Genomic DNA, 12,331 nt, shown 5'->3' with positions numbered 1-12,331 from the left:
ATGGAATGGTAAGATGTGTTCCTTATACTTTCCTTCAGGAACGTACATAAGGAGGCAGTCGGGATGGGATCCATACATCATGCGAAACGGAACATCAGGCTTACGCTGGCATGGCCAGCAATCATTGTGATGGTTGTTGGTGTCATATTACTAGCGGGATGCGCAGAGTTCAAGATGCCCCGCGATGATACACGGATTGAGAATCGATCCGTTCAGGGGAGGGCCACAGCAAGCAATAGAAGCACGTCAATGGCTCCAGCATCCTTTCTCGGGCAGTTATGGGGGGACATATCGGACGGGGTGACGAACCGCACCAGAAAAATGACAGGCAGGCAAACGCCGAGCCGTACCCTATTCGAAGCGAGTTGGCGTATGGAGGTACGATAAAGCGGAGAAGACGGCTAATTATGAATGTGCAGCAGAAAACATTGTAACGAAGAATCTTTCGTGAATGTACATTGGCAATAAGAGATGGATAGACTCCTTTCCTGGAAGGGAGTTTTTTTGTTTTGATTTTGGAACAGATTGCCTTATAATAGCGTTTACATTATATAGGCTTGTATGGGAGAGGATGGTTTCTGTGAGTTTACGCGTATCGATCCGAAAGCGATTATTCATCGGAATAACAGCAGCCGTATGTATTTCACTTGTTGGGCATCCAACTCAGCGGACACAGGAGAGCACACATGTCGTATTCGCTGATGCTGCCGGGGCCGTGAGCTTAACATCTGGTCAACGCGTTACGATTCAGCAAAAGGCTGCTTTGTTTCCTAATGCGCTTAGCAAGAATAGCCATCTGACAAATCTCAAGGTGAGCTATTACGGCGCCAAGGGGGAAAAGCTCCGGATTACCTCCGTAAAGGGGGAATTAGCCTTTATCCAATCCGATTCCCGGGGAGATTTGTGGCTCCCGACATGGTATGTATCCAAGGAAGCTGTCCAAGCGAAAGAAATTTTCCCGCTCTCGCTTCAACTGCGCAGCAGCGGCAGCATATATCTTGCTCCTGGAAGCGTAATGAAATGGCCGGTATCCCAGACGGGAACGTCGCTCATCGCCGTAGCCCAGTGGAAGGACTGGTACGGCGTCATGGTCGCACCTTCCAAGTGGAAGGAAGATTACCGGATCTACCGCCCAGCGATAATGTGGGTAAAGGGTAAGGATACGACGGCCAAGAAGGCGATGCCTGACGGGCTGCTTGATGGAAATTCGGAAGTAACGACGGATGTGGTACGCAACTTGACGGAGCTTCTTTTTATGAAAGGGACTCCTTCTTCATACGTGAAAAAGCTGCTCGGCGAACCGCAGGCGAGGGAGACATCGCGGAATCAGGAGGAATCTTCCAATAAACCGATGATACTAGGAGAGACCTGGAGATATGAGCAGCGGGATGCCCATTATACCGTGACCTTCTCTCCGTCCGGAAAGCTGACGTCCAGCGAATGGACAATCCCTGCGACCGGATCCTTTGAGCGGAGTTACAGTCCTGGCGATGATTACGAGTTTACCTATCGCTTTGCCCCTGTGCCGCCTCAGAAGACGATAGAAGCCGGGCCCGACTGGCGAAATCAGGGCAATCTGAATTTCACCTTCCTGCTTGAGGCGAACGAGGACGTCCTGCTCCTCAAGGGAGATGATGGCGGATACAGCGGGATGCACGATAATTCTTCCCTGTATGCGATTGACCGCAGCACCGGCAAGAAGCTGTGGCAGGAGGATGCGGGATTTGGGTGGTATACGGCTGTCACGGATAAGGAGCGGGAGCATGTTACCATGTACTCGGCTTATAACCCGGAGGTTAAGGATTATGCAGCCCGCGTGCGGCATATCCGGTTGTCGGATGGTGAAGTGATATGGGAGGTTAAGCCGAAGAATGAATTTGGACTGACGATGACGGCTGCGGCCGATGCGATAATTCTGGATGAAGCTTTGAGTATGAACAAAACCAAAACCGAAAGCGTGCTGAGCGTGCTGGATCAGGAAACCGGGAAGCTGCGCTGGAAAAAGACGTTGTCCGGCGAACACCGCTTGTTGAATGCAGGATCGGGTGATCCGTATGTGCTCGTCGAGCAGAACGGACAGCTTACCGCGTACAATCCGGTCACCGGCAAAGCGGCATGGAATGTAAAGGTGGGTAAGAGGATTATGGACGATCCATCCCAAGATCCGTATTATATCGGAGGGTATCGCTACAATCCGCTATCTCCTGCGGATATGACAACAAGATGGATGCTGCTTGGCAAGGAATGGGTTCTGCTCAATACCGAAACCGGGGCGCGCGAAGCCGTGTATCCGGCCCGTGAGATGGAAAGATTCGAGGTGCTGAATGAGCGGTATCTATTGGTGCAGCGTGCGCTGAACGGGGAGTATTTCAACGGGGCTACCGCTTACGAAAGCGTATTGTATGACAGCCTGGAAGATAAGGAAATATGGATCGTGAGAGGCAAAGCCGCACGAGGCGCCATCGAGGGAGAACGAATCTATCTTACGTTGAACGGCATTCCGGCAGCGATAGATATAGAGAGCGGTAGCATCATATGGAAAATGGGGACCTCATCCAAAGCGGGCGACGATCTCTCCCATCTGGTTGGCAGCAGTTACGGAATCCTGGATTCGTACCTGCTGGTAAGTTTGGGAAGCGATCTCGTGGTGTTGAACAAGGAAGACGGCCGAAGCTTGGGCAGATTGCATAACGTGGTCACCGGCAGCGTCGATTTGCGAGAGGTTTATGCCAAGAACGGTGCGCTGAACGTAACGGAACGGGAAGTGCTCGTCGGCACGGTCAACGGAGCTTTTATTCGTTATGATGCCCGGGCATTAAAGGAACGCTTGGATGAGCTGTTATAGCTCTAGGAAAAGGCATCGAGGATGCCGAGGCTTTTGCTGATGCGGATTTGACCTTGGCGGGCACCATTCATTGGTGGCTTTGCAGGAGGATCGAAGGTTTAAGGTGTTTGAGCGCATGGTGGAATAAATGATGAGTCGAGAGATATGCGTCCCTGGCGTCTGGAAACAGATGCGGGGGCGTTTTTGGTTTGCGTTTGATGAACGCAAGAACAAGAATCATTTGTTGAAAATTATCTTGACTCCTTTTGGAAAAAATGCGATGATCAATATATCAAACAGATATATCGAACGGATATATTATATGAAATGTGGTGATGACATTGCTGGAGTACATTCTCCTCGGCATGCTGATGGAAGGAACAATGAGCGGCTATGATCTTAAGAAAACAATCGACAGCACTGTAGGCACTTTCTACAAAGCGAGTTACGGAAGTCTTTATCCTGCGCTCAAGAGACTCGCAGAGAAGGACATGGTTATGCTGACCGAGACGGATAACAGTAAGAACAAGAAGCTATATTCTCTGCGGCCCAGTGGTGAAAAGGCTTTTCTCGACTGGTTGTCTGGACCGATGCAGACAGGACGCAATGAGCAGCTGATCCGTATTTTCTTTTTTGATTATTTGGATGAAGAACTTCGTCAAAAACGATTGGCCGAGTACATATTTAAGCTGGATCAGGAAATTCACATGCTTGAAGCGGTGCAGAACGTCGTGGCTGGAGAATTGGCTGAGATCGAACATCCGGAGAATTATTACTATCGGGTATCGGTTCTGGCGTATGGACTGAACCATTTTCAGATGGAACGGCAATGGTTGAAGGATATTATGGAGAGGAAGGATCTGAACCATGTTAAACCGGAAAACTAAGGATTCTTTTTCGCATAAACACCCGATTATAACCGTAGTCATTATCGAGGTTCTGCTGTTATTAGCCGTATTTGCTGCTGGGGCTTACTCTACGATTAAAGAGTTAAGTTACACTTCGCCTGTGCTGATCTCATTTATCCCAATCGCTCTTGTGTTGATGGCTTACTTTACATGGAAAAAGAAGTGGAACCCGCTCGGTTTCCGTAAGCTGAACAGTATACCGGCCGCCGGGTGGCTCTATTATTCCCCCTTGCTCCTTATTCTAATTACAATCTCGCTTAAAGGGATGCGTGAAATCAGCGCATCGGAGATCCTGTTCTTTATCTTCTTCACACTGCTTGTTGGATTTGTGGAGGAGAGCATCTATCGGGGATTGATTTTGAAAACACTGCTGCACAAAGGCATCCCGACCGCGGTCATCACCTCCAGCATTCTGTTTGCGGTCACGCATGTACTGAATGTCTTATCAGGGCAGGACATATTCCAAACGGTTTTACAGATTGTATATGCTCTGCTTATAGGCGCTGTATTGGCTCTGCTGATGGTGAAAAACCAAAATATCATCCCTCTGATTCTATTCCACTTCCTTCATAACTTTATCCAGTTTGTCGGTAATGACAATAGTGATGCATTTATCGGATACGATCTGTTCATTTTGCTGGTGCTGGCCGTCCACTGTGTCTGGCTGTCTCTCTCTTTAAGAAAACCTCCGGTGTCCGCAAGAATAGATCAAGCGGGTTAATGGAGTGCTACTGGAGTGTCGCAACGATTTACTGTATCAATAGGTTGATTTTGAATGGATGCGTAAGGGCCAGGAGATTCCTGGCTCTTTTTTTGCTATAGATGCAAACATGTCCGGTAAAACGTCATTTCTGTGCAAACTCCATGCATGGAAGTTGCAGCGAATATTATAACTTACATCTAAATATAGTAGACGTAAATGCAAGCCTTGTTTACTTGCAAATTTAAAATAACAAGGGGGGACACTCATGAATCGCAGGACAACGCCAAACCGATCTCCTGAGCCGGGGGAGCCTGATTCACCGCCTCCCAGAAGGCACACCTTGTTTTGGAGACTATTCGCCAACTATTTTCTCCTCATTCTGATTCCTGTGATTGTTGCTTCGGTTCTCGCCCAGGTGCTGGTCGTTCGCATCATTGAAAAGGATGCCGAGCGTTTCAACCAAGTGATGATGAACCGCTTCTCCGAGCAGACGGACACCGAGCTGCAATCCTTGAAGACCAGCATGATTAATATCCTCAGCACCTCGAGATTACGGAGCGTGCTGCTCGCTCCCCTGTCCTCAACGCCGGATAGCCTGCTGCTTCCGGAATTGCTTCATTCCCTGCGGGAGCAGCTGCAGCAGCTGGAATCCGATGATTTGGTCGAGAAGGCATACTATTATTTCGTGCACCAGGATTTGATGATCGATGCCGAAACCTACACGAATAAAGCGTATTATTTTCGTTCCCGCTATCCCCTGGATTTAAACCGGCGCTATCAGCTGGAAGCCGAATTATCCGGTAAAAAAATGATGGATTTCATGGATTCCTCCGCCTCTTTGACAGCTGCCATGAGCTACCCGTTTAATACGGCCGCCCCTGAAGTCTATCTCCTGGTCGAAGTGAAACGAGACAAGCTTGAGGAGCAGATTCACATTCCGGAGAGCTGGGTTACGGGCACGGCGATTGTAGATCATGGGGCCAAAGTGATCGCCCAGAACGGACTGACCGCGCAGGACCAGCTTGCTCTGCAGGAGCTAATACGTACGGACGGCATTGCTTCGCAATTCACGATATCGGACAAGAGGGGGCTGTCCTTCATGACCTCCGGCTTCGATCAGTCCTGGCATTATATCAGCATGATCGACTTAGGCACATTGATGAAGCCGGTCTATATTACCCGATGGATCTGTTGGTTGTTCCTCGTATTCTTCCTTCTAGTCGGCGCACTCGCCTCGTATTATTTAGGCCGGCGATTATACCGGCCGATCCGGGAGATTAAGGATGGGCTGAAGCTGCATCACGCTCCGAATGAAGTCGGCCGTTACGAAGGAAACGAGTTTGATGCCATCAAACGTTATTCCCAATTCATCATGACGGAGAATAAAGAGCTGTACCAGATGGTGAACGGGATGCTGCCGATCGTGCAGGAGCAGTTTTTCACGAAAATCCTGCTGGGGCAATACCGCGATGCCTTATCGATTGAGTACTACGCCAAGGAGATTGAGTTTGCTTACAGCCACAAGGCGGCAAGAACCGTCCTGTGCATCTCTTTCCATTATGACCGGTCGGTTTACGACTCGACATCGGAATCCGCCAAGATCTTTATGCTGACCGAGCTGAAGGACAAGATTCTTCGGCTGGCACCCGGCATGGTCTGGATCTGCCAGACAAGGCCGGATTTGATGGCATGCATCGTTGAGCATGGCCACATCACGGAGGGCCAGGGTCATCCTGAAAAAGTAGCGGAGCAAATCCGGCACATTTTCCTGGAATACGGGACCTATTATAAAGCGACCATCGGTATCGGAAAGACCGTTCGTGCCATGGAAGAGCTGCACCAGTCTTATGAGCATGCCCTGATCATGCTGAAGTACCGGGGGCTGCATTCCACCGTAGAGATTTGCGGCAGACAGCCTTCCCGGGAGCTGCAGCAGTGGGATCCTTTCTTATCCGTGCAAGAGGTCCAGCGGATCCTAAATCAGTACAAAACCCGTGAGTATGACAAGCTGCTTCATTCTGTGCTTGCTCTGCTGGAGGAGGGAAAGGGCAAGGATGCAACAGCCGTGCAGATGAAATATCTGCTTGCCGATGTGCTCAACACCTGGATTCGGGCGGTGGAATCGGAGCGCAATGAACTCAACGTTCCGTATTACTCGGGGCTGTTCGAACGGATGAATCGCTGCATGACATGGGACGAGCTGACGTGCTGCTTTACGGAGATTCATGGTTTTCTGTTTCGGAAGCCGGCTTCCAGCAGCCGGAGTCAACAGTTTATGGAGATTCTGGAGTACATTCATAAGCATTACGATCAAGAGCTGTCGATTGAGCATTTTGCCGGGATGATGAATATGTCCATAGGGCATTTCAGCCGGACCTTCAAGGAGGAGATTGGCGAGAAGTACGTGGAATATATCGCGAAATACCGGCTGATGAAGGCGAAGCAATTGTTGCTTGAAACCGATTTGAAAATTGACGAAATTGCTGAGAAGGTCGGGTATTGGGGGCGAAATTCTCTGATTCGGGCTTTCCGCAGATACGAGGGCATTACACCTGCTAAATACAGGAGCTCCCACCATTAGGAAAGAAGAGACTGCATTATTTTCTGAAGTCTCTTTTTTTGCATGGACCCAAGCGGAAAGCCTTGTGCCACGGGGGTCGCAAAAGGAGTGTCTCCAGGAAAAGATGCACGCTTTACGCGAAAGAAGGACGGCTCGTATAGTGGGGACAACAACAAACGAATGTAAATGCTTTCAATCGGAGGTGAGGATTATTGGCGCAGCTATCACGGATCGGCTATGTTCTGAGAAAGCATAAAGCGTTGTACTTGCTGATGCTGCCTGGCATTTTGTATTACTTAATATTCAAGTACGCGCCGATGTACGGCATCATCATCGCCTTCCAGGATTATTCGATCGGCCGGGGCATTTTGGGAAGTGAATTTGTGGGACTCAAGCATTTGATTGAATTTTTCTATGTCACCCCCGATGCATGGAAGCTGATTCGCAACACAATCATGCTGAATGTGTACGATCTCCTGTTTCATTTTCCGGCACCGATCATTCTGGCGATCCTGTTCCATGAGCTGAAGAGCAAATGGTTCAAAAGGTTCGTGCAAAATATCAGCTACATGCCGCATTTCCTGTCCACCGTCGTAATCGCGGGCATTCTCGTGACCTTCCTGTCTCCGACCACGGGCGTCGTGAACCATCTGCTGGTTAAGCTGTTCGGTATGGAGCCGATCATGTTTCTGGGCATGCCGGAGTGGTTCCGGACGGTGTATGTGGGCTCCGAAATATGGCAGAAGGTGGGATGGGGGACTATTCTCTATCTGGCTGCGATTGCCGGCATCGATCCGACGCTGTATGAAGCGGCCAAGATGGATGGGGCGAACCGGTGGCAGCAGGTCCGGCATATTACGTTCATCGGCATGGTGCCGGTCATGATTATTCTGTTCGTGCTGTCGCTCGGCAATTTCATGGAGGCCAGCTTCGAGAAAATCCTCTTGATCTACAACACGATGAATTATGAAACCTCGGATGTCATTAACACCTTTGTGTACCGGCGGGGTATCCTCGACGCCGATTTCAGCTTCGCGACCGCGGTCGGCCTGTTCCAGTCGGCGATTGGCTTCATTCTGGTCGTTGCGGCCAACCGGATTGTACGCAAATATTCGGAGACCAGCCTGTGGTAAGGGAGGTGCGCGATGAAAAAGCAGGAAAGCTTCGCCTCGAAGCTGTTTGACGTATTCAATGTTTTGTTCATGATTGTGCTGATCATGGTGATGGCCTACCCGATGGTGTACGTATTCTCGGCTTCCATCAGCAACAATGCCATGGTTGCGAGCGGCGCGGTGCTGCTGTGGCCGAAAAAAATTACGCTCATCGCCTACGAGCAGCTCATCTATAACCCCGATCTCTGGGTGAGCTACTGGAATACGATCCGGTATACGTTCCTGCATACGGTGCTGACGCTGATTGCGACCTCGGCAATGGCGTACCCGCTGGCAAAGCGGTGGCTGCCCGGCCGAAGAGTGATTCTGCTGATGGCGGCGTTCACGCTTCTCTTCAGCGGCGGCATGATTCCAACCTTCCTGATCGTTCAGAAGCTGGGGATGCTGGACACGATCTGGGCGATCGTCCTTCCGTCACTGATCAGCACATGGTACCTGTTCATTATGCGGACATTCTTCGAGGCGCTGCCGGAGGAACTCGAGGACGCCGCTGCCATCGACGGGTGCGGATCCCTGCAGATTCTGGTGCGGATCGTGCTGCCGTTATCCGTGCCGGTGATGGTCACGATTGGCCTGTTCACGGCGGTGAATCAATGGAACTCCTTCTTCAGTGCTTTGATCTATCTGAATGACCGGGAGATGTATCCGCTGCAAATCATGATGCGCAACATCCTGATCGCCGGTACGAACGTACAGGGCGAAGGGGATCTGACGCATCTGGAAACGTTGAAATACGCCATGATCATGATCGGGACGCTGCCGATCCTGTGCGTATATCCGTTTATCCAGAAATATTTTGTACAGGGCACGATGATTGGCGGCATTAAGGGGTAGTCATGGATTCACGGGAATCCATCTCTATACGATGTGATGATAAAAAAAGGAGGTTATGGAATGCGGCGAAAGGGGTTCAGAACTGCGCTTGCCATGATCCTGCTCTGCGCAATGCTGGTTACGGGCTGCAACGGCGGGGGCAAGGACGATTCGGGGACGCTAAGTCCTGACAAACCGGTTACTTTTTCATGGCTGGTATACGACCGGGTGGAGGGCAAGGTTCGGGATGACTGGGAGATTTTCAAAGAGATCGAGGCCAAGACGGGCGTCAGTGTGAAGTTTCAAATCGTAAGCCAGGAAGGACTTGAGGAGAAAAGGCAGATCATGATTGCGACGAACACGGCCACGGATTTTATCCAGGTGCCGACGCAGGACGGTCGAGAGCATGGGCCGGAGAAGGTGTTCCTGAACCTTAATGATTACTTGGACCGGGCACCGAATCTGAAAGCCTTTTACGAAAAATATCCTGAGGCCAAGGCGCTGGCAACAGGCACGGACGGGGGCCTGTACACCGTACCCGTACTGGAAGGGGATGCGGAAGGCAAGGGCTTCAACTTTATCTGGTATGCCCGCAAAGACATTATGGATCAGCACGGGATACAGGCACCGACCACGGTGGATGAATTTTATCAGTATCTGAAAACATTGAAGGAAAAGGTTCCGGATTCCTATCCGCTCATCTCGAACGCGATCGTGGGCGATACGGGGCTGTATACGACCTTCGGGCGTATCTTCACCGGCATCAGCGGTTTTTACAACCTGGATCCGACCACGGATCAATACGCATTCGCGCCGTACCATGAGAATTATCAGGATATGCTGGTGTATCTGAATAAGCTGTATGCGGAAAAATTACTGGATCCGGAATTCTCGCTGCTGACGCAAGCACAGTGGGAGGAGCGCATACTGACGGGCAAATCCTTGGTGACCTTTTTCTGGAAGGCTGATCTCGAGTCGCTTGTAGCGAAGGCGCGGGGAGCCGGTACGGCGGAGTATGAGCTGGACGCGATTCCTTCCTTTGCCGCCGAAGGGATCAAGAACTATCAGTTCTCCCGCCCGGTCGTTGGCACCGTCGGCCGAGCGATATCGGCCAAAGTGAAGGATAAGGAGCGAGCCGTCCAATTCCTCGATTATTTGGTGAGCGAAGAGGGAACGAATTATTTATCATTAGGCATCGAAGGCAAAACCTATACGATGGAGGACGGCAAAGCGGTATATAACAAGGAGTTCGGCGAATCTCCGTTTAATGCGCTGCGCAAGGACTGGGGCGTATGGTATGACCTGATCACGCTGAATAACGCCAAATCCCGTGAGGTGTGGGAGCGCGGTTTAAGCGAGAAGAGCAAGGATATCAATGCAAGGTATGAGCAGTATATCGTCCCGGCACCAAAACAGATCGTCAAGACGGAAGAGGAGCTGGAGCTCGAGAAATCGAAGCTGAACAATCTGAACAAATTCCTTGAACAGAAGGTAACGGAGTTTGTGACCGGTAAAACCCCGATTAACGACACCACCTATCAGCAATTTATTGACCAGGCCAAGAAACTCGGCTCCGATGAACTCCTTACCATGTACAACACCGCCTATACTCGCACATACGGCGGCAAGTAATCCGCAAGTCGAATGGAGGAATCAGGCAATGGACGATATGAAAATCATCGATGTCGACGTTCATAACGAGCAGGACGACAGGGCGCTGCTGCCATATCTGCAGGAGCCCTGGCGCTCCCGGGTAGCGACATCCGGCATCGGTTATGCAGGCTCAGGGTACTACTCGCCGATCGGCGTCATGAAAAAAGACTCGATCCCTCCGGGTGGAGGCAAAGCCGGCTCCGATCCCGATTATATGATCAAGCAGCTGATTGAAGGCTACAATCTGGATTATGCCGTGCTGACGGGCGTCGTCTACAATATCTCTTCCACGCATGATCCGGATTACGCGGCCGCGATATGCTCGGCTTATAACGATTATCTGATCGCCGAGTGGCTTGGCAAACATAAAGCGTTCAAAGGCGCAATGGCGGTAGCCACCCAGGACCCGCTGCTGGCGGCACGCGAGATCGACCGGATCGGCGGTCATCCGGATATCGTGGAGGTGATGATCTCCAGCGCGGCGAGGTCGCCGCTGGGCCAGCGCCACTATCACCCGATCTACGAAGCGGCGGAGCGCAACGGCCTTCCGGTCGCGATTCACCCGGGAGCGGAAGGCGGCGGGAGCTCGACGGCTCCCACCGCTGCCGGCTACCCGACCCGCTACATTGAGTGGCACACCTGCCTCTCCCAGATGTTCATGGCACATCTGGTAAGCATGGTATGCGAGGGCGTGTTCGTGAAGTATCCGAGTCTCAAGATCGTTCTGGTTGAAGGCGGAGTAGCCTGGCTGCCGGGCCTGATGTGGCGGCTGGACAAAAACTACAAGGCGCTGCGCGCAACCGTGCCCTGGCTGACGAGAATGCCGAGCGAGTACATCCGGGATCACTGCTACTTATCGACGCAGCCGATTGAGGAGCCGGACAATCCGCAGCATCTCATCGATCTCTTCAATATGATCGATGCCGAGAACATGCTGCTTTATTCCAGCGACTACCCGCACTGGGACTTCGACTCGCCGAGCTATATTTTACGAGGGCTGAAGCCGGAGGCGCGGCGGAAGATTTTTTACGAGAACGCGAAGCAGCTGTACAGGTTGGATTGAGGGAATGGGTGAATGGATGCATGATGGATGTATGAATGGATGAATGAATGAATGAATGAATGAATGGTATCCGTATGAAAGCTTGCTTGAATAATTGAAGCTGGGGTTATGGGTAAACCAAAGTCAGACCAAAAGCGAGCCGAAAACACAGGTGAAATCCAAGGGGATAGAAAGGCGAAACAAAAGTTAGAAGGTCGAAAACAAAGGCGCAAAGAAAGGCAACAACAAGTTGAACTAGAGTAGAACCAAAGTCAAAGCAATGACAAAGAAAAGTCGAAATCAAAGGCGAAAGAAAGGCAACAACAAAGTTGAACCAAACCCAAACCAAACCCAAACCAAACCCAAACCAAACCCAAACCAAAAGCAAACTCAAAGCAAACTCAAAGCAAAAACTCAAAGCAAAGACTCAAAGCAAACTCAAAGCAAAGACTCAAAGCCAAACCCTACAAAGCTGGGCGCATAGGGCAAGGAGGTGGCATGTATGGCGGTACATTACGTGCTGGCGGAGGAGGATATTCCGGAGGGCGGGCACGCGGTCGTGAACATAGAGGGACGCGAAATCGGCATCTATCGGGTCAACGGCGAGTATCATGCGGTTCTGAACTACTGCCCGCATCAGGGGGCGCCAATCTGCG

At 50.9% G+C, this 12,331-nt stretch carries 10 protein-coding genes; all 10 read left to right on the top strand.

All coding sequences use genetic code 11. From position 1 onward, the window contains the following. Positions 1 to 63: 63 nt before the first annotated feature. The gene (locus DP091_RS21720; RefSeq protein WP_113060229.1) at positions 64 to 387 is read left to right on the top strand and encodes a hypothetical protein; all 324 of its coding nucleotides are present in this window, start codon (positions 64 to 66) and stop codon (positions 385 to 387) included. 193 nt (positions 388 to 580) lie between these two features. After that, complete coding sequence (locus DP091_RS21715) at positions 581 to 2,845, top strand: outer membrane protein assembly factor BamB family protein (protein WP_113060228.1); 2,265 nt, start codon at positions 581 to 583, stop codon at positions 2,843 to 2,845. Positions 2,846 to 3,159: 314 nt separating this feature from the next. Further along, positions 3,160 to 3,711 (top strand): PadR family transcriptional regulator, encoded by a 552-nt coding sequence (locus DP091_RS21710; protein ID WP_113060227.1) that lies wholly within the window; start codon positions 3,160 to 3,162, stop codon positions 3,709 to 3,711. Beyond that, positions 3,692 to 4,453, top strand: a complete 762-nt coding sequence (locus DP091_RS21705; RefSeq protein WP_113060226.1) for a CPBP family intramembrane glutamic endopeptidase — start codon at positions 3,692 to 3,694, stop codon at positions 4,451 to 4,453. Before DP091_RS21710 ends, DP091_RS21705 begins: the two co-directional genes overlap by 20 nt. Before the next feature lie 247 nt (positions 4,454 to 4,700). Further along, on the top strand, positions 4,701 to 7,016 hold the full coding sequence (locus DP091_RS21700) for a helix-turn-helix domain-containing protein (protein ID WP_113060225.1): 2,316 nt from the start codon (positions 4,701 to 4,703) through the stop codon (positions 7,014 to 7,016). Positions 7,017 to 7,207: 191 nt separating this feature from the next. Continuing rightward, entirely contained in the window at positions 7,208 to 8,128 is a 921-nt protein-coding gene (locus DP091_RS21695) for an ABC transporter permease (RefSeq protein ID WP_113060224.1), read from the top strand. Positions 8,129 to 8,140: 12 nt separating this feature from the next. Continuing rightward, complete coding sequence (locus tag DP091_RS21690) at positions 8,141 to 9,001, top strand: carbohydrate ABC transporter permease (protein ID WP_113060223.1); 861 nt, start codon at positions 8,141 to 8,143, stop codon at positions 8,999 to 9,001. Between the two features lie 60 nt (positions 9,002 to 9,061). Then, the gene (locus DP091_RS21685) at positions 9,062 to 10,612 is read left to right on the top strand and encodes an ABC transporter substrate-binding protein (protein ID WP_113060222.1); all 1,551 of its coding nucleotides are present in this window, start codon (positions 9,062 to 9,064) and stop codon (positions 10,610 to 10,612) included. A 28-nt stretch (positions 10,613 to 10,640) separates the two neighbouring features. Next, on the top strand, positions 10,641 to 11,696 hold the full coding sequence (locus DP091_RS21680) for an amidohydrolase family protein (RefSeq protein ID WP_113060221.1): 1,056 nt from the start codon (positions 10,641 to 10,643) through the stop codon (positions 11,694 to 11,696). A 481-nt stretch (positions 11,697 to 12,177) separates the two neighbouring features. Continuing rightward, on the top strand, positions 12,178 to 12,331 hold a 154-nt coding region (locus DP091_RS21675), incomplete at its 3' end, for a Rieske (2Fe-2S) protein (RefSeq protein ID WP_146747014.1).

Origin of the sequence: Paenibacillus sp. MDMC362 (assembly GCF_003269305.1) — a bacterium.
GTDB lineage: Bacteria > Bacillota > Bacilli > Paenibacillales > Paenibacillaceae > Paenibacillus_AQ.
Note: the sequence above shows the minus strand (reverse complement) of the source record. Positions and strands in the feature narration are given on the sequence as shown.